This window comes from Dictyobacter kobayashii (genome assembly GCF_003967555.1).
Taxonomy (GTDB): domain Bacteria; phylum Chloroflexota; class Ktedonobacteria; order Ktedonobacterales; family Ktedonobacteraceae; genus Dictyobacter; species Dictyobacter kobayashii.
The window spans coordinates 2,154,430-2,174,414 of sequence record NZ_BIFS01000001.1; the positions used below are offsets into that span (position 1 = coordinate 2,154,430).

16 protein-coding genes are annotated in these 19,985 nt (G+C 49.4%); 9 read left to right on the forward strand and 7 right to left on the reverse strand.

Features of this window, described 5'->3' with window-relative positions; translation table 11 throughout:
* Positions 1-118: 118 nt before the first annotated feature.
* Positions 119-1,093, reverse strand: coding sequence for a methionyl-tRNA formyltransferase (fmt, locus tag EL645_RS09435; protein ID WP_126549785.1), 975 nt, complete (start codon positions 1,091-1,093; stop codon positions 119-121).
* 604 nt (positions 1,094-1,697) lie between these two features.
* On the opposite strand from fmt, the gene EL645_RS09440 reads away from it, so the two are divergent.
* The 9 genes from EL645_RS09440 to EL645_RS09480 all read left to right on the forward strand — a co-directional run bounded on the left by EL645_RS09440 (position 1,698) and on the right by EL645_RS09480 (position 15,301).
* Positions 1,698-2,759, forward strand: a complete 1,062-nt coding sequence (locus EL645_RS09440; protein ID WP_161977260.1) for an ABC transporter substrate-binding protein — start codon at positions 1,698-1,700, stop codon at positions 2,757-2,759.
* 253 nt (positions 2,760-3,012) lie between these two features.
* Positions 3,013-4,254 (forward strand): amino acid ABC transporter substrate-binding protein, encoded by a 1,242-nt coding sequence (locus tag EL645_RS09445; protein WP_161977261.1) that lies wholly within the window; start codon positions 3,013-3,015, stop codon positions 4,252-4,254.
* A 147-nt stretch (positions 4,255-4,401) separates the two neighbouring features.
* Positions 4,402-6,591 carry a HAMP domain-containing methyl-accepting chemotaxis protein gene (locus tag EL645_RS09450; protein WP_126549788.1) on the forward strand — a complete coding sequence of 730 codons (2,190 nt, stop codon included), beginning with the start codon at positions 4,402-4,404 and terminating at the stop codon, positions 6,589-6,591.
* 234 nt (positions 6,592-6,825) lie between these two features.
* Complete coding sequence (locus tag EL645_RS09455; protein WP_126549789.1) at positions 6,826-7,410, forward strand: DUF4388 domain-containing protein; 585 nt, start codon at positions 6,826-6,828, stop codon at positions 7,408-7,410.
* Positions 7,411-7,744: 334 nt separating this feature from the next.
* Complete coding sequence (locus EL645_RS09460) at positions 7,745-9,946, forward strand: tetratricopeptide repeat protein (protein WP_161977262.1); 2,202 nt, start codon at positions 7,745-7,747, stop codon at positions 9,944-9,946.
* A 49-nt stretch (positions 9,947-9,995) separates the two neighbouring features.
* A complete protein-coding gene (locus tag EL645_RS09465; RefSeq protein WP_126549791.1) occupies positions 9,996-10,691 on the forward strand; it encodes a fused MFS/spermidine synthase in 696 nt (231 codons plus the stop codon).
* 186 nt (positions 10,692-10,877) lie between these two features.
* A complete protein-coding gene (locus EL645_RS09470) occupies positions 10,878-12,158 on the forward strand; it encodes a M16 family metallopeptidase (RefSeq protein ID WP_126549792.1) in 1,281 nt (426 codons plus the stop codon).
* Between the two features lie 431 nt (positions 12,159-12,589).
* Positions 12,590-13,492, forward strand: coding sequence for an aldo/keto reductase (locus tag EL645_RS09475; protein WP_126549793.1), 903 nt, complete (start codon positions 12,590-12,592; stop codon positions 13,490-13,492).
* A gap of 408 nt (positions 13,493-13,900) precedes the next feature.
* Positions 13,901-15,301, forward strand: coding sequence for a glutamine synthetase family protein (locus tag EL645_RS09480; protein ID WP_126549794.1), 1,401 nt, complete (start codon positions 13,901-13,903; stop codon positions 15,299-15,301).
* Positions 15,302-15,774: 473 nt separating this feature from the next.
* Here the strand turns inward: EL645_RS09480 and EL645_RS09485 are convergent, their stop codons facing one another.
* From EL645_RS09485 to EL645_RS09510, 6 genes are all read right to left on the reverse strand, one after another.
* The gene (locus EL645_RS09485; protein ID WP_161977263.1) at positions 15,775-16,494 is read right to left on the reverse strand and encodes a glycosyltransferase; all 720 of its coding nucleotides are present in this window, start codon (positions 16,492-16,494) and stop codon (positions 15,775-15,777) included.
* Between the two features lie 14 nt (positions 16,495-16,508).
* Positions 16,509-16,871, reverse strand: a complete 363-nt coding sequence (locus EL645_RS09490; protein WP_126549796.1) for a glycosyltransferase — start codon at positions 16,869-16,871, stop codon at positions 16,509-16,511.
* Complete coding sequence (locus EL645_RS09495) at positions 16,868-17,305, reverse strand: 6-carboxytetrahydropterin synthase (protein ID WP_126549797.1); 438 nt, start codon at positions 17,303-17,305, stop codon at positions 16,868-16,870. The genes EL645_RS09490 and EL645_RS09495 overlap by 4 nt, the downstream gene beginning before the upstream one ends.
* 603 nt (positions 17,306-17,908) lie before the next feature.
* Positions 17,909-18,616 (reverse strand): SDR family NAD(P)-dependent oxidoreductase, encoded by a 708-nt coding sequence (locus EL645_RS09500; RefSeq protein WP_161977264.1) that lies wholly within the window; start codon positions 18,614-18,616, stop codon positions 17,909-17,911.
* Positions 18,617-18,742: 126 nt separating this feature from the next.
* The gene (locus EL645_RS09505) at positions 18,743-19,618 is read right to left on the reverse strand and encodes an undecaprenyl-diphosphate phosphatase (RefSeq protein WP_126549799.1); all 876 of its coding nucleotides are present in this window, start codon (positions 19,616-19,618) and stop codon (positions 18,743-18,745) included.
* Entirely contained in the window at positions 19,615-19,863 is a 249-nt protein-coding gene (locus EL645_RS09510) for a hypothetical protein (protein WP_126549800.1), read from the reverse strand. Before EL645_RS09510 ends, EL645_RS09505 begins: the two co-directional genes overlap by 4 nt.
* Between the last annotated feature and the right edge of the window lie 122 nt (positions 19,864-19,985).

Consider the following 19,985-nt stretch of genomic DNA (forward strand, 5'->3'; position numbering starts at 1 on the left):
TGTGGCGCCTGCAGCGCCGGGTCGGGGGTGTAGAGTGTGTTTGGTGGGCGGCCGCGGCCGCCCACCAAACACACTCTACACATGAAAGAATGGACATCTTATCGCTTGCTCGTGAATATTATTCTAAGACATCGCCGGAGATCTGGGCATAGCCGCGCAGAAATTCATCGACACCGAGGGCTTTTTTGCCTTCCAGTTGGAGTTGCTTGACGAGCAAGAGTCCCGAGCCTGTTATGACGGCGAGAACTTTATGTCCAGCCTCTTCACGGATGCTAACGGTACCAGGTACACTGGGCTCCGACAGTTCCACACTCAGATGATGGGCATTGATAATCTTTAAAAGCTTGCCGCGCCAGTGGGTATAGGCGCCAGGCCAGGGCTGATAGGCACGTACCTTGCGAGCAAGTACGGCCGCGGGTCGCGACCAGTCGATCTTACCATCTTCTTTATTGAGCATGTGGGTATGGGTCGCTCGCTCTTCCTCCTGAGGCTCAGGAGTAATCGTACCCGCAATCCATTGTGGCAGGGTCTCAACTAATGCCTGGGCACCGAGTTCAGCCAGTTTACTGGTCAGGCTGCCGGTCGTATCATCGGCACTAATCGGGATAGGGTATTTGGCCAGCACAGGTCCGGTATCAATGCCCGCATCCAATAACATGATAGAGACACCACTCTCACGATCTCCCTGCACAATAGATTCAGCAATGGGATCGGGGCCTCTATATTTGGGTAGGAGTGACGCATGAATATTTAGTGTGCCATAGCGTGGTTGATCCAACACCTTCTGTGGCAAAATCTGTCCAAAAGCCGCCACAATATAGAGATCCGCTTTGTACTCTGCCAGCGCATCGCTATTGGCAACCTTCTTAAAAGAGCCAGGTTGCCAGACAGGGATCTCGTGTGCCAGGGCCGTCTGTTTTACAGGTGAATGAACCACCCCACGCCCTCGGCCCGCAGGCTTATCTGGACGTGTAATAACTGTAGCAATTTCATAGCCCTCAGGCAGAATTGCCCCGGGCGCAGATCCTTTGATCAGGGCCTCCAACGCCGGAACCGCAAAGTGCGGCGTCCCCATGTAAATAATCCGTAGCATACACTATCCCCTCTACGTTAATAAACAGCTTCGCATATGATACACGCAATCTTTTACGAGTATACCTTTTTTGACGGGAAAGAACACCCCTTACGAAGCAATTTCTAGCCTCCACGGCAAAATTCATGTTAGTATATTCTGGCTAAATTAGATACCACCATTCCAGAGATTTTATAGATACGTATCAACAAATGTACTTCAACTCATTTATTGATGTCTTGTTAACGAATAGATGAGTATGAATAATAGTGAAGAAAGCGCTCCCCCCATAGCGCTGGCAAAATAAACACAGCAATACTTCAAACTCTTCAATAAATCGAAATACAGAACAGAAGTATTACATCAAAATATTCTCAAAATATAGCAAAATAGTCACGTGTATCAACGTTAATCGGTTGATCCCTATTAGCAAATGTACTACTATTATTTCATTGCGATGTATCTAGTATCTTCTAAATGAAACATTCAGGTAGAGAAGAATAAGTCGCACTTCAAAAGTAATATATGTTAAAAAGTTATCTAACCATACAGTCCTGCAAAAGGCTGTCGCAACGCACTATATAGCATATGGATGCGCGTTGCGAGAAAGGCATGGAAGACAAGCATGAAGCGCATCAAACTTATTTCTGGTGCTGCAATTATCCTCGCAGGCATTGTCGTCGTAACATCATTCTTTGTATTCAACAAGCCAACGGCATCACATGCTGATGCAACCTGCATCCAATACGGAGCCTTTATGCATAACGTCTCATTCATCGAGGCGCAGCAACAGGGCTTCTTTACCCAAGAGGGTCTCAACGTTTGTTACAATCAGGTGTCCAGTTCAACTCAACAGTTCGACAGCCTGCTCTCAGGTCAATATAACATCCTTGAGACCACCGCTGATAACGCTGTCAATCGCTATGTCAATTCTCAGATCCCGGTGCAAATCGAGTCTGGAATTGATAAGGGCGCTGGCCTTGACCTGATCGTCAATACCGCCAATGGCATTCACAGCATCTCTGATCTCAAAGGCAAAACAGTGGCAGTTGATGCACCAGACAGCGGTTATGTGTTCGCCATGGAGAAGATCCTGGCTGCCAACGGCCTCAGCTTACAAAACGGAGACTACTCGCTACAGATTATTGGTGGCTCCCTGCAGCGCTTCCAGGCTATCTCAGCCGGTCATACCAGCACCGGCGATCCAGTCTACGCGACCATCCTGGGCACACCATTTTCTGAGCAGGCACACTACGTCTCTACACTTAGCGATGTAGCCCAGTTCTCATCCTATGTGGCCCCTTATCAGGGTGCCTCATTGGTAACTACACGCGCCTACGCTCAGGCCAACCCACAGACAATCACCAATTTCATCGCGGCCATGATTCAGGGTTACGCCTTTGCTGCGAATCCAGCCAATCAAAGCACCGTTATTGCTGATATCGCCACCGTCGACAAAGTCTCGACCCAGGTCGCGACCGATGTCTACCACGACTCTATCCAGGACCAGGTAAGAGGTGAGGGCGCCTTAGATCCTAAGGGGCTGACCAACACAATCAACCTGCGCCAGCAGTTTGGTGGCTTCACAGCGCCAGTCAATAGCAAGGATCTGGTCAAACCAGGTAAAAACTCGCTCTACGACGACGAGTACTGGAATGCTGCCGTCAAACAGGTAGCAGGCAAATAATCCTTGTTTCTCAGAGTAAGCATGTAGTACCCTCCAGAGGATACTACATGCTTACTGGCAATAATTAGAAATATTTTCAACTTAATTAATCTATCCTATTTATATAAATAAATAAATCACACCTAAATCTTCTGTTTTGCTTTAATCACAGGTATGTTGCTTTGTCTCCATTGAAATCATTTATCTGGGCACAAACAGCTTATTATCATCTAAATATTTCTATGTAATCATATTCATTTCAAGGAGAAATAGAGTGACCACACATCCTTTTCGAGGGTACAGGAAAACGCTAGAATGCTTTGTCATTCTCGTTCTCCTCCTTGGCAGCTTAAGTGCCTGTACAAGTTCAGGCGCGACCGCCAACCAACAGCCACCAATAAAAATCGGTTATTCCGCGTCTCTTACTGGTTCCTTTGCCAACGATGGAAAAGCTCTCCAACAAGGCTTCCAATTGTGGCGCGACCTGGTCAACCAACGTGGGGGTCTGCTTGGCCGCCAGGTTGAATTGGTTGGACTCGATGATAAAAGTGACCCGGTACAGGTGAAAGCTGATTATCTGACATTGATGAACAAAGATCATGTCGATCTGCTGCTCGGGCCTTATTCCAGTCTGCTGACGATGCCAGCCGCGGCTTTAACCAACGCCAAACATCGTGTGCTCTTTGCCCCAACAGGCAATGCAGCCGGTGTTTTCAAAAAACATTACCACAGTTATTTTGTCACGGTCCCGCCGTCGCAAGAATATCTACGCACCTTTGCATACTTTATTTTATCCTTGCCACAGGATATACGGCCGCAAACAGTAGCGTATGTCTCGGTGGATAGTCCCTTCGCAGTTCCTCAGGTAGCCGAAGCGAAACAGTTACTCGGCGGTTACATGCAAACTGTCTATGCACCTGCTCCATATCCAGCCAATTCGAATATCACTCCGATTGCGCAACAGATAGCTCGTACACAGGCAGATGTCGTGATACTTGGAACCAGTGGGCTCGGCGATAGTGTCTCATTCACAAAGGCATTTAAAGCGCTCCATTATAATCCCAAAGCTATTGTAGAAACATCTGGCCCAGGTGAAGGTACCCAGTATCTCAATGCCGTGGGTGGATCAGCCGTAGCCGAAGGTATATTTGTACCTGATACCGGGTGGTATCCTGGCGCAACTACCTACCAGAGCGATACCTTCACACAGGCATACCTCGCGAAATATGGCGGTGGAGTCCGAGATATCAGTTCAACTACAGCCAAAGCATTTGGAGCCGCCCAGGTTCTGGAACAGGCAGTCACACAGGCTAACAGCCTGGATGATGCCAAACTCACACAATTGCTGCACTCGGGCACATTTGATAGTGTACAGGGACCCATTAGATTTACCGCCGATGGTGCCAATCAGATTGGCATCCTCAACATGTTCCAATGGATGAACGGGAAATTGGTTCTGGTGTATCCCGTTAATAATGCACAGGAAAACCCGGAATATCCAAAGAAGAATTTTTAGTCGTGCCAAAGGGAGGACAAGGCCATTCTTTTTTCTTTTCTATTCTCCTAGCTCAGAAGACACGGCGAAAGCATCGATCACTGTTATGGCTCATACAAGGGAATAACTTACTTATGAGTCTTAACAGGAGAGAGGACAAACAGGGACATGTTTACATCGATCAGTAATATACGCATATTTCCCAGGCTCATTATTCTCTTTGCGACACTTGTCATTATTTCAAGTGTGGCTATGGTTTCACTGGGTTATTTCTATTTGAACGCGGAACAAACACACGCGCAAGCTGTTAAAACCAGTTTTAATGCACAACAGATCGCAACAACCGAACAAATTAATCTGCAGCGTATGAATGCCTTGCTGCAGGCACGTTTTGCACAGATCTTTGCGAACGAGAATGTTGCTCTTAAGGGTGATCCATCACTGGCGGCATCTGGAGGATTGATCGAAAACGATATTACAGCTCGCGAGATCAACTTCGACCAGACTATTGCTTCTTATGATAAGACCTATAATATCGGGTCTTCGGCTGACATGAACACGATTCGCAATATCCTACAAAATAACAGCGCCAATAAATATCTCATTACGGATCAACAAACTGCACTCAGTAACGTAAGGCAGACGCAATGGAAGGCCTACCAGAGCCTCCAGGATCAAGTCCTGGCGCAACTGCGCCAGCCTATGCCACAATACGAGCCAGCCTACGCGCAACTTTATCAGGCAAACCTTAAATTTCTTGATCTTCAGAAAAGCTGGCAAACGGTGGTTACTACCGCCACGACCGTTGGTCAGGCCGTCACAGACATTAGCAACTCTGAGATCGTTCCACTGCAAATCGCGACCGCGATTGCGATCGCGCTCATTCTGCTGGTGATCGCACTCACTGCGATTATCGTGAACGCAACCATTTCAAGGCCACTCAGACGATTAGCGTCGCTCACCGGCCGTATCGCCGCAGGGGATATGAGCGAACGCGCGCACGTACCTGGACGCGACGAAATCAATATGGTTGCCACGTCCATGAACAATATGCTTGAACACATTGTGCAACTCATCGGCGAGTCAGAAGCGCGGCACAGAACCTTACAACAACAGGTTGAAAAACTGATCCGAGAAGTCAGCCCGGCTGGTGAAGGTGACCTGCGTGTCCAGGCGGAAACAAGCTCCGATAGTCTGGGTGTCCTGGCATCATTCATTAACCATGTAATTTCAGAACTGGGTTCCCTGGTCATCACCTTCAAAACGCTGGCCAACGAAGTAGAGCGCGCAACCCTGCAGACCTACGATGAGACCATACAACTTGTGGATGAAACGGATAATCAGATCCAGAAAATTGCAGTCGCCAGAGGTAACATAGAAGAGATGGCCAACGCCAGTCGCGATGTTGCTCAGCGCGCACAATCACTTTCGCAAGTCGGAAATCATGTGTATCACACAACACAATCCGGACGAAACGCCCTGCAGCGCACGGTTGAGGGAATGGGACGCATCAATAATCAGGTCCATCTCAGCGCATCTAGAGTCCAGGCACTCGAAGAGCACTCACAGGAAATCAACAATATCGTGCGCATCATTTCTGGTATTGCTTATCAAACAAATCGCCTGGCACTGGACGCATCGATACAAGCAGCTATGGCCGGCGAAAATGGCAGGGCATTTAGAGCCGTCGCAGACGATATCCGCCGTTCAGCAGAGACAGCCAAAACCCAGGCGAACATGATTGAGAAGATCGTGCAACAGGTCTTCCAGGATATTGAAGCAGTAACCCACTCTATCCAGGAAACAGAGTTAGAGGCAGGGACTGGCATACAATCCTCTCAAGATGCTGGCACTGCCTTTGCAGCTATTGTTAATGCGATTGAACAGCAAAGTAGTGAAATCAATACCATTAACCAGGCAGCTATGCAACAGTTGTCGGCCTCGAGCACTGTGGCCCAGATCATGCAGGACGTTTATACGTCCACATTGCGCAGTGGCCATAGTATCCGTGAGGAGTCTACCCGCATGGAACGCGTGGCACAACTGGCGGAGCAGCTACTAGGTTCAGCGGAAGTCTTCAAACTGAGTGAAGATCAGGATATCTTCGCGCAGGCAACTGGTATGACCGAGCAAAATACATTCCCACAGGCATTCTACGCGGGCGCTAACTCTGGACCACTACCCCACGGGATGTATCCGTCTCAAATAAACCCATCTATGGGTAGCATCCCTCTGCCACCAATCGCTGGCCAGAATCTGGAAGGAGATACAAGCTGGAATGAAACACACACCAATAGCCAGCCATTGACAGGCAGACAAGCTAGAAGAGTATCAAGTTCACGCCTTACTCGTTTATAGCCTGAAAGTCATAACGCTATAGTGATTTGTCTGCGAAATATGTATTTCACGCGTGAAATATAATATCAGCGCTTAGGGCAAAGCCAGGGTTTTCACCTATATTATCGTTATATATCAATTCAACAATGATCATATAGGTGATACCCTTCAAAAGACAAACTATCACAAAAGAATAAAGTAATACATTAATAAGGACAAAAATAAAAATAAATTTACGATTATGTGGAGAAGTATGTGTCGCAGCAACAAGGAATAGTAACAAATAATCTGGCCAATGTAATTAGAAAGGCTCAGACAGAACGTATGTCAGGAGAGCTACGGGTTTGGCGTGGGAACAATACCAACACTGAAGTAGGTTCTATCACATTTATCTATGGACAAATCGTTTCTGCTCGTCTGGGATCATACCAGGGACCACAGGCATTCAATATGCTCAGTGCCTGGGGTCAATGCCTTTTTGTTTTCATTGCCACTACTCCCCCACCGTTCCAACAGACTCAAAATCCTGTAACTGGTCCTCTCAGGACACCGCTATCACCTGGAAGCGGCACCCTGCCTTCACAGGAAAGGGTCAGTGAAGCGCACTCAGGTCCCTTGCTTTCATTGACAGCTATACCATGCGCGACCATGTCAGTAGTCAAGGCAATCGGAGTAATTGAGAGAGCTGGATTGCCACGTCCATATCGCCAACTTATTTTGCTTATCGATGGCCAGCGTTCAGTTGAGGAGCTTATTGTAACATTGGGACTGGAACCAGGAGAGGTCTCCCAGATGCTCCAAATGCTGGAACGGCTCAAAATTATTCGCATGGCAAGATGAAACAGAACTACGCTCAGTTGTTTATTTATTACTGAGCAAGATTGGAACCACACCCCATATCATCATCTGCTTGCAAGCATGTTACCTGTGTCCCTCTCCCCTACATCTCCTCCCTTATCAAAGATCATTTGCGATGCTGCCTCTGTCAGGCAGATCATGGCAGTCAAACAGCTCATCAAACTGGATCTACAACTTCAGCAAATACCCGTTTCCAGAGAGAGATTTTAGGAGCCTGATTTTGTTGAGGACGTACTTTCAGGCTATTTTGTTATCTCTGAGCGTAATTCAGTTATGCTATAGTTGCATTTATGTGTTTATGAGAAGGAGTTGTTTTATGCAACGGGGGGATCAACAAGGCAATTATAGCGGTAGCCAATCTCTGGCCCCATTGCCTTCAACTAATTATAATACGGTGTTTTCACAGACACCGATACCTGTCGAGTCCACCCATGAAAAACCAGTGCCGGTAGCTTTTGGGATGAATGCGACGACACCACCACTAACTGATCCCCAGACGACGATGCAGCGTGCTGACGAGATCAATACCGTACAACGCATGTTTGGTGATGCACAAACCAGTGCAGTTATATTAATTGGAACACCCGGCACAGGTAAATCGACCCTGGCCGCCTTACTCTTTCGCCGTTTACAGTTAGCCAAGAATACTGGCATGGCGGCGCCAAAGTATATGGTCTGGCTAACCATTGGCACCTATACAACGCTACCTGATATTATTTCGGCAATTCTGGCCGGGGTGGGAATGCCCGATAATGGGCTTTTCTTGCTGAAACCAGAGCAACAAATCTCGGCACTGCTGCGCGCCTTACGGCGGACTTCTGAAAATGCATTGGTCGTTTTAGATCAATTTGAACTGCTCCTCCATCCTGAAACCAATCAAGGCGTAGCTGGACGTGGCGTACTCCCTCTCTTCCTGGATATGCTGCAAACCGATCTAGGTGCTAGCCGCATTTTGTTGACCAGTTACCATTCCCCCTATGATGAAAATAAAATCACTAACCCACGTGTGCGCTCCTACCTGGTCACGCGTATCAGCCTGCCCGAAGGGGTCGCCCTGCTACAACAACGTGGCGTGCATGGCACTCCTGAAGAGATCTCATTTGTCTGGCAACGCTGTGCCGGACATGTATATGCGCTGGTTCTGTGCAGTGCGTTGATTCATTTGAGCGGGATGTCCCTCAGCCATCTTTTGAATTCACCTGATTACCGACCTCTGTGGTCGGGCGACGTGACGGCGAATCTCATTATAGCCATCCATTATTTTCTGAATCCAACCCAGAATGCCGTGATCCATGCACTCAGTCTCTTTCATGAGCCGGTCACACAGGCTGGCATCTTTATGACTATCACAGGTGACACTATCGAGTCTCAACAGGAGCGGGGGCAAGAGGATGTACTGACAGCTTTTGAACATGAGCTCAAGCTGTTAACCCAGATTGGCGTAATCCAGATTGTGATGAATGCAGATAATATGTTAGCCTATACGCTGCATCCCCTCTTGCGCCAGTATACACTGGAACATTTCATGGAAGATATGAGCCAGCGTGGTCAGGCAGGCAATATTCCCCCCTGGCCAGACAAGCACGCCAAAGGGGCCAGTACGGAGAAATTAGAACAGCAGCAAAGTGCGTTAATTGCTGGCCATGTCCAGGTAGCGGCCTACTATGAATATATGATACATGTACTATGTCCTCCGCGCGAACAACGTACAAGTCTACAAGATATCGCCCCCATCATTACAGCACTACGTCACCTTTGTCTGGGTCATCGCTGGCAACACGCCTGCGATCTGTTATTCCGGGAGGGGCTGCATGAAACTATGATACAATTGGGAGCCTGGAATACATTGATTGGTTTATACACAGCGATGTTGCCACCATTTGGTACACTGAAGCCACACGATGAAGGAGTGGTAGCCAGCCATGTGGGTATGCTTTATGGACGCATTGGCGAACAGCAGCAGAGCAAAGTATATTTTGATCAAGCGGTAGCTTTACAAAGGCGCATCGGTGATCAACATGGACAGGCAATTACCCTGACCAACCAGGGGGAATTGTTGCGTATTCGGGGTGAGCATCAACAGGCCAAACAGAACTTCGAAACGACCCTCACGTTGATAGCACAACAACCGGATTTACAATTGCAAAGCGTTGTCTTCCATAATCTAGGCTTGCTGGCGCAACAGGAGCGGGATTATAGCAAGGCTTATAACTATTATATTGATGCCCTTAAACTGGCGGCACAGTTACGTCAGCAGCATTATACAGGCATGATCCTGACTAATCTGGGCATGCTGCTCTATGAACAGCGGCAGCACCAGGAGGCGCTGGCGGTGCTGTTCGCAGCTTTACAGATTCGGCAGTCGCTGCAAGATCCCACCGCGTCGCTCTTAGAGCGCTTTCTGGTGGCAATCGAACAGAAAATGGGCTCGGAAAAATATACACAGCTATGTAGGGAAGCGCTAGAGATCCAACCACAGGTGCTCTCTCGCTTTGTAGCATCAGATATGCGACAATAAAACCAGACAATTCGAACTATCCATTGGACACGAAAGAGGATTTCATCGTATGGCCACGACTACAGGCTCACAGAAAACGCAAGCCGCTGCGGAAACCAATGAGGCAGCAAGGGGCTCCTCATCATTCCAGGGCTGGCTGCTTCTCCTGCTGGTATTTATTGCTGGAGCGGCCTCGCTTTCAGTAGAGATGGCGGCGTCACGGCTGCTTTCACCTTACTTTGGCGATTCGTTATTTGTATGGGCCAGTATTATTGGTCTTATCCTGCTCTACCTCACCGTTGGCTACTATGTAGGAGGCCTGTTATCCGACCGCTATCCACGGCCGGTCTATCTATACTATATTACTGCCGCGGCCTCGCTCTTGATTTTATTAATTCCACTCATCGCAGGGCCAATCTTGAGTTGGACCCAATTGACCTTTGCCTCGTATGATGTGGGCGTCCTCTATGGATCGTTGATTACTGTTATCCTGCTCTTCGCCCTTCCAACCATGTTGCTAGGTTGCGTCTCACCGTATTCTATCCGTATCCGTATCCAGCAGTTAGGCAGTGCTGGCCGGGTAACAGGAATGCTCTATGCTATCTCGACGGCAGGCAGTATCCTGGGCACATTTTTGCCAGTGCTGGTATTGTTGCCCTACCTGGGAACCAGGCTTACTTTCCTGGTCACGGGATTGGCTCTACTGCTTTTATCAGTCATAGGTATTATCAGCACACGCAAACAAGCTGCACTACTACCGGCATAGCAACAGATACTTTCTATACTCAGCAGGGCGAAATGAGCTACGTGCGTATAGAAACCGCAGCGCCTCGCCCTGCCCAGGGCACTACATGCAACAGAGCATTTTAAGCATTCTGTCTTTTCCTTGTGGTATACTAACCATGTTTCCATGTGCGGCTCCACTCCTGTCTAAGAAAGGATGTCCCAATAGATGAGTGACCAACAGGGGTTACCACCCAACTATTTCTACCATAAATTGCCAAATGGCATCGAGCTTATCGGGCAATATATGCCCAGCCTGAGCTCTATAAGCTTTGGTTTCCAATTAGATGCAGCCGTTGTCCACGAGCCAGAAGATAAGCAAGGACTTGCTCATCTCTTTGAGTATATGCTCTTCCAGGGCACAAAAACCAAAGATGCTCGCGCACTCAACGAAGCCTTTGAATCATTAGGCGCACGCAAAGGGGCCAGCACCAGTCTGGAAACTGCCATGGTCTGGGGACAGATCGTCAATACAAAGTTTGATGCGACCCTGGATCTTTTCCATGATATTCTGCTCAATCCTACCTTTCCCAGCAGTGAATTAGATCAAATGCGCAATCTGGTCTTGCAAGAAATTCGCCGCCGCGATGATGAGCCAATGAGCCGTATCTTTGAACTGGTGCGCGCAAATTTCTATAAAGGCACCGCACTAAGCCGACTAGTATTGGGTACTGATGAACAGGTACGCCAGATCAAACGCCAGGATCTAAGAAATTTCTGGCAGGCTCGTTATCAGCCCAATAATGTACTCTTCTCAATCGCGGGCAGATTTGACTGGGAACACGTAGTGGAACGGATGCAGGAGTTGTTTGGCAACTGGCAGGGTGAGGCTGCTCCATCACCAGAACAGACGCCAGCTCCCCAGCAAAGCATCTCCCTAGAATTCCGCGAGGGCAAACAAGAGCATATCGGCATGATGGTCCCTTTCCCCAACTATACTGATCCAGACTACTATGCAGCGATGGTGGCGGCGGAAGTGTTGGGCGGCTCGATGGCTTCTCGCCTCTTCGTGGAGGTTCGTGAGAAGCGTGGCCTGGTCTATAGCGTATCGGCTGGCCTGGCGGGCAATAAACATATCGGGGCCTTACGCGTCTATGCAGGTACGACGCCTGAGCAGGGACGTGAATGCTTACAGGTTATCATAAGTGAACTGCGCAAATTAGAACAAGATGGCATTACCGCGGATGAGCTGGAGCGCGCTAAAGTACAGTTGAAAAGCGAAAATGTCATGCGCGGTGAAGGTTCTGGTGCCCGCATGAGCGCTATACTACGCTCCTGGTGGTACGAGCGTGAACTGAAAACCATTCAGGAGATCAAAGATGCTATTGATGCTGTAACTCAGGAGCAGGTTCTGAGCATGCTGCATCGCTACTCGCCGGTCCATCCTTTGACCATAGCGGCCATCGGCCCCCTCTCCCAAGAAGAACTGATTGGTGACACACTGTCTTAAGAGTTTTATCGCACCTTTGCATACGTGCGCTGAAGCGCCCGAACTGGTTTTAAGGGATGGTGTGGCAATGTGCGGAGCACATTGCCACACCATCCCTTAAAACATATTATAGCGCTACAATATGTTTTATGATGTGATGCGGGAAATATGCAAAGCATATTTCCCGCATCACATCATAAAACAGTTCAGGCGCGCCAGCGCACGTATACAAGAGCCACCATTTGAAACTCTTAACCCCACAAGTTCGTTAACACACTATAAGCATGAAAAAAAAGTAAGAGCACCCCATCATACAGGGAGTGCTCTTACTTTTATCATTTACTGATTGCTTTTCCCTTAGAAATAATAGAAACAATTGTGCCACAGACTCACTCCTCGGGGGCACTTGCGGCATTCTTGTCCCATAATTGGAAAGCAAAGGAGAGTTTCACATGGAACGGCGTCAATTTGGTAAAACCGATATGCAGGTCAGTGTGCTTGGATTCGGTGGTGCCGAAATTGGATCGAATACGACTCCGGCAGATGTTGAACGGATCTTAAGCAGTGCACTGGATGCCGGTTTAAATGTCATCGACACTGCCGAATGCTATGGTGATAGTGAGGAGTTGATCGGCCGTGCAGTCTCTACACGCCGAGATGATTATTACCTGTTCACTAAATGTGGGCATGCCGCTGGCGAAGAGTTACCAGATTACCCTGACTGGGACCCGCGTCTGCTAGAGGCCAGTATTGATAGAAGCCTGAGGCGGCTACGCACTGACCATCTAGATCTGCTGCAACTACATACCTGCCCGCTGGAAGTGTTGCGCCAGGGAGATGTCATTAATGTGCTACAAAAGGCCAAACGCATGGGCAAAACACGCTACATTGGCTATAGCGGCACAAATGAAAACGCGCGCTATGCCATTCGTACCGATGCCTTTGATACTCTGCAGACCTCATTGAATATCGCGGATCAGCAGACCATCGATTTTACACTTCCGATGGCCATTGAGCGCAATATGGGTGTTATCGCCAAGCGACCGATCGCCAACGCCGCCTGGAATAATCCCGATATCGCTAAAAATGATTATGGATATCCATACTGGGAACGACTTCAGCACCTTAAGTATGACTTCCTGCAGAGCGGACCCGCCACCGCCTTCGCGACTGCGCTACGCTTTACCTTGAGCGTGCCTGGTGTACATACCGCGATCGTGGGAACCACCCATCCTGAGCGCTACGCTAAAAATGCGGCTCTGATTGCAGCGGGCAATCTTTCAGATGAAGAGTACCAGGAGATCCGAGCTATCTGGGAGCAGCGGGCCGACCAGCATTGGCTGGGTCAAGAATAAATTTTTTCTTTCATTCTACGGTATCCCTTCTCCCTCAAAAATTGGAGAGGGGACAACCGTGAAGCGAAGCATAGCACCCCTCTTCATTGCTATTATCACGCAATATATTCACCTCTTGAATTTAGTGATATACTTCCTCATACAGTAAACATATCTCGAACCCCTATCCTGGCAAATGTATCCATGAGAATACGAGCCAAGCTGAAAATTTTTTACAAATTTTTACTAAAATGCCTCTTTTCACAGCGTTGATGCTATACAATAGGATAGATAGTTACAGTAGTACAAGCTTTCTGTTGAGGGCTACTCTTCTCTTTTTGTGATAAAGAAAAAAACATAAGGTGACCAACAATCTGTCGAAGTAGACAATAAAATATAGAACAGCAAAGGCGCAAAGGAGCAAAGAGCATGGCAGACAAACGCAGTGACCATACCAGCTTCGAGCAGGTAATGGCCACCATTAAAAACGAGCGGATTCGTTTTGTGAACCTGGAATTCACCGATGTGGTGGGTGTTGCCAAATGTGTAACTATTCCAGTAGAGCAGTTCCCTGATTGTGTGCGACACGGCAAGTGGTTTGACGGTTCCGCACTTGAGAATATAGCGCGTGTGGCTGAGAGCGATATGTATCTGTATCCTGACCTGACCACCTTTACCACGCTGCCTGGTACGGTGCGCCCTGCTCCAATCATTAGTACGCGCCAACAAGACATGCAGAGCGACGATGAGGTGGTGGCACGGGTCATTTGTGATGTGCGTGAGCCCGATGGGGAACGCTTCGAAGGCGATCCTCGTGCCGCGCTGCTGGGAGCAATTGAGGAGGCCCGGGCCATGGGCTTCAAATACCAGGTCGCCCCTGAGTTAGAATTTTTCTTGCTCCAATTTGAAGATAAGAAGCCGGTACCGCTGCATGATGATCCGGGTAGCTACTTTGACCTCTCCACCAAATTTACTGTCACCATTCGTAGTGAGATGGTGCATGCGCTGCAAAGTATGGGCATAAAAATCGAGGGTAGCCATCATGAAGTGGCCCCTGGTCAACATGAGATTGATTTTGAAAGTGGTGATGCCCTGCGCATGGCCGATAGCTTGATGACCGCTAAATATGTGATCAAAGCGATTGCCTCGCAGCATAATCTCTACGCAACGTTTTTGCCCAAGCCTTTCTATCGCACCAATGGCTCTGGCTTACACATCCATCAGCAATTGATGAGTATAGAGACAGGCAAGAATGTTTTTGTCGATGAGCGCGGTGAATATGGGCTTTCCGAGCTTGGCCGTGGCTTTATCGCCGGCCAGCTGGCACATGCACGCTCAATGTGCGCAATCCTGGCTCCATTAGTAAATTCATATAAGCGTCTGGTACGAGGCTATGAGGCACCAGTGTTTGTAAACTGGGGCCGTGTGAATCGCCAGGCGCTAATTCGTGTACCACGCCCCGGGACAGATCCGCAAGCTTCAATGCGCATCGAGCTGCGCTGCAGCGATCCCAGTTGTAATCCTCACCTGGCTCTGGCCGTCATGCTACGTGCCGGCCTGGATGGTATTCAACGCAAAATGACTTTGCCGCCAGCGATGGATGAAAATATTTTCCTGCAAGACGAGAGTGAGCGCTTACGTCCCCGGGCTCGTCTGCTGCCAGCCACCCTGGGCGAGGCGCTGGATAGCATGCGTGAAGACGCGTTGATCCGTGATGTGCTGGGCGATACAATCTATGAAGGTTTTATCGATGCTAAAAGTATTGAGTGGACGGAGTATCGCCAACAGGTTCACAATTGGGAGATTGAGCGTTACCTGCCAGTCTTCTAAGAAGCATTTCCCTGCGTGCGTGCGCATGCGCGCCCGAACTGGTTTTAGATTGTTGTGGAAAAGGCGCTGTGGCGCCTTTTCCACAATAATCTAAAAGGGGCGCTTTTCCACAATAATCTAAAAGGGGCGCCTTTCCACAACAATCTAAAAGGGGCGCCTTTTCCACAATAATCTAAAAGGGGCGCCTTTCCATAACAATCTAAAAGGGGCGCCTTTTCCACAATAATCTAAAAGGGGCGCCTTTCCATAACAATCTAAAAGGGGCACCTTTCCATAACAATCTAAAAGGGGCACCTTTCCATAACAATCTAAAAGGGCACCTTTCCATAAATTTATAGTAGTGCTTTTTCCACAACACTATAAAAAAGTAGTGCTTTCCCTTAAATTTAATATGAAGTGCAAAAAATGTGCGAATGCACATTTTTTGCACTTCATATTAAATTTGGATTCGGGCGCGCATGCGCACGCACCCATCAACGCACAGAACGCAAATAAACCTTTTCATGCGCATCCAGCATACGCTGCAGCGAAAAATTAGCCTCGGCATAGGCACGGCAATACTCACGGGAGAGAGAAGAGAGCTGCTGCACCGTCAGAGCCGCCTGAACACAATCACCAGGCGGAACTAAAAAGCCCGTCTTCCCATCCTCGATTACTTCGGGAGTGGCACCACGCCGGAAAGCGATTACCGGGGTGCCGGTCGCCATAGCTTCCACAGGGGTCAGTCCAAAGGGCTCGTCCCAGGCAATTGGGAATAGCAGGCCCTGCACTTCGCCCATTAGTTTCCAGAGAGTGGCATGATCCAATTGACCCAGGTAGGTAAGCTGATCCTGATTGCGCGCAATGCGAGGCAGGATACGCTCTTCGTGGTAACTGCGATCGTAGATCCCGCCGGCTAAGATCAAACGCCGCCCAGCCTGTTCCGCGATATCAATCGCCTGCTCCACACCTTTCTCAGGTGTGATGCGCCCGGCGAATAAGAGGGGCGCGTCCGAGGACACTATAGGAGAAAAAGGAATCGCTTCGATATCCAGCCCATTATAAATAACATGATCAAAGGAACAATAGGCGGCATAATCCTGGGCACAGGCCTCAGAAACGGTAATCAGGCCCACTGGATGTTGCTGGCGCTCCAGAACGCTTAGAACGTTATTGACCTCGGGCGAGATGGCGGGCAGGTGGACAGTGTGCAAAACCGGAATGGTCGTTACCAGGGTGCTACAGGCAAAACTGGGCCAGTCAAAGGATGGGCATGAATAACATCAAATTCATGTGCTCGCTGCCGCAATTGCAGGAAAAGCTCCAGAAAAATATTGGCCTGAGCCATAAAACCTGGATCGAGCGCTTGCTCTTTACCCGGTTCAGCAAAACTGGATGGCGACACATGTTCGGGCACTGCTATGGGTTCAATATGAATACCCGGCACATGTGAGCCTTCACGAGCGAACAGGGTCACCTGGTGTCCGCGCTCTACCATCCCCAGGGCCAGGTCGGCAACGACGGCCTGCGAACCACCGGTGAACGGCTGCACAATGGGCGTCACCAGTGGTGCCACCAGAGCTATTCTCATGCTATCCCTGCTTCCAGCGCATCAGTATGCTCACCACGATAGCTAGCGCTATTATTCTCTGTCTCGTGGAGCGTGACCTCATAGAGTAAGCCAGTTGGAAAGCCACGTTCCAGGCGCTCCCAGAATTTAATGGCCAGCATCTCGGCGGTTGGGATCACGCCTTCTAACCAGGGCACATCATAATTGAGATGCTTATGATCCACCCAATCCACTACCTGCTCATTGGTAATCTTTTTCATATCGGTCAGGTTCATGACCATGCCGGTCTTTGGATCTGGCTGCCCATGCACTGTAACTTCTAGAATATAGTTATGTCCATGTCCATTTGGGTTCGCGCATTTATCGTAAATTTGATAGTTTTCTTCTTCAGTGAGATGATTGCTCCATAGGCGATGTGCCGCGCTAAAAGTGACGCGCCGGGTCAGATAGACCATATGGTTCCTTCTTTCTCTCTATCTTAAGGCCTTTGTATTCATTCCGGTACTTTTCTCGCGCCGCCTGCGGCGGCGAGAGGGGAAGAGGATTTTGTTGGGGGCACCCCAAACCCCGGCCATGGGACTGACGTCCCCCGGCACCCCCTCTGATCTGGCGTGGCCGGCAAGCTTCAAAAGGGCATTGGGAATATCCCAAACCCCGGCCTTGGGACTGACGTCCCCCGGCACTCCCTCTGATCTGACGTGGCCGGCAAGCTTCAAAAGGGCAGTCGGGATACCCAAAAACCCGGCCTTGAGACTGTCGTCCCCCGGCACTCCCTGTCAGGTGTCCTTCGGCAAAATTTGTTGCTACAATCTACAAGATTGCAAAGCGTCTATTTATTCCCAATATCTCTCTACTTTGGCGTATCGTGCCTCTTCCACCTCTGCCAGAGAGCCAGAATGTTTTTTTAATACTCTCTACTATTGACGTTTAGCAGGCATGTTCAGGATACTCAGCAGGGGTTATCTTTACTTTATTACGTTTAACCGGCCCAATAAAATAGACCGGTGCCAGCTATCCTCGTGTAGCAAGCACCGGGAGTGTATGTGGTTTGGTGGATCTTATGCGTTGGTGAAGAGCTCGATGTTGCTGCCGCTGAACATGCGCCCGCTATCCGAGGCCAGGTAGACCAGGATCTCGGCCAGTTCATCGGCGCTCATACCTGCCTTCAGGTGGGGGGCAGCCTGGCGTAGCATTTCGGTATCGACCGCTCCCGGACTGACGGCGCAAACGCGAATGTTGTGCGGCTTGCCCTCGACGGCCAGGATCTCGGTCAACCCTGCGATACCCGACTTGGAGACATTGTAGGCGCTCATGCCAGGAAACTTCTCAACGCCTTTGACGCCTGAGAGGGAGGAGATATTAATGATGACACCTTGCTGCTGCTCCATCATCAGGCGGAAAGCCTCGCGGCAACACAAGAATGTGCCGCGTAGATTGATGTTGATCACCTGGTCCCAGGTAGCGGTCTCCATTTCGGCAAATGGCTTCACGGCCACAATAGCGGCGCAGTTGATCAAGATATCCAGACGACCATAGGTGTCTTTGATATGCTGGAAAAGGACCTGCACATCCTCCTCATGGGAAACATCACCGACAAAGGCCACGGCCTGACCACCATTATGGGTAATCTCGGCCACGGCTTCGTCTAGCTGCGCGCGGGTGCGGCTGAACAGGATAACCCGGGCACCAGCCTGTGCCAGCAAACGGGCGGTCGCACGCCCAACTCCACGTCCAGCACCAGTAATTAAAGCGACTTTATTGTTCATATTCATACTTGATTATAGCAGCCCGGGATGCCAGAAGAGGAGAGATTGAGACAACTGTTGAAAAAAATGGTCAGTGATCGCTCTGCTCCACATTACGTAAGCAGGGGTCACTGATCATTAAGCAGGCTAGTGCACAAAGATGAAGAAGAGTAAGGCGAACAGGCCAGCCACACAGCAGTAGACAGCAAAGGGATAGAGGCGGCCGTTTTCAAAGTATTTCAGCAAAAATTTTGTGCTCAGGAAAGCAGCAATACCTGCCACGACCATGCCTAACAGCACCAGTCCCAGTACTGAGGCCGATTGCCCAAAGAGCTGCGGCACTTCCAGGAGCGCGGCGGCCCCGATCAAAGGCGTGCCAAGCAGGAAAGAATAGCGCGCTGCATCTTCGTGATTGAGGCGTACACCTAAACCGGCGACGATGGTAGATCCTGAGCGCGAGATGCCAGGAATCAGCGCCAGCGATTGGGCCAGGCCAACCAGCACAGCCTCTTTCCAGGTCAATGAAGAGAGTGGTCGACTGGCTCCTTGCTGCTGCAATGGAAGGGAGCTTTTTCTGGTCTCGGCTCGGCGGCGCAGGATTTCACCCCCGAACAAGATCAGGCCGTTAACAAACAAAAACGTGGCCGCGATAATTGGTGAGGCAAACAGCTCCTTCAGTGGATTTTCCAGAAAGACGCCCAGCAGACCCGCAGGAATACAGCCAATAATGATCAGCCAGCTAACCCATGAATCTGTCCCGGTCTGCACTTCGCCCTTTTTGATGCTATCCACCAATGTCAGCACAACGCCCAGCCAATCGCGCCAGAAGTAGATCACCAGCGCGATACTGGTCCCCAGATGAAGGGCCACGATCAGCGGCAAGAAGTGCTTATCACGTACCAGGTCACCCCAGTGGAGCAATCCCGGGATAATCACTGTATGTCCCAGGCTACTGATGGGAAACAGTTCTGTGACCCCTTGCAACAAAGCTAAAAAGAGGGTTTGCCAGAACGATAGGTTCATGCACGCTTCTCCTCTTGAGTAGCCGCTTGTATCGCACTAGCAGACCTGGGTCGCGTCACCAGGGCCACAATGACACAGATTACAGCCAGGGCAAAAAAGGCGAAGGCATGGGTAGGATGGGAGTGGGTAGCATCGTGTGTCACAAGTATATGGTTATAGCCAGGAACGATATAGTAGATGCTCACGCCAATACAAATGATAGCGGCGACAATCGCCCCCCAAAAGAGGGTCCGTTTATTGTTCATTATACGTATGTTCCTTTCTTCGTTATGCGAACACATTTGACCTTTGTAAGATGAGTAGAAATAATGTACCCTGCGTTAAGCAAACATTACTTTTTATATTTACTCCTCTACTCTAGTAACTT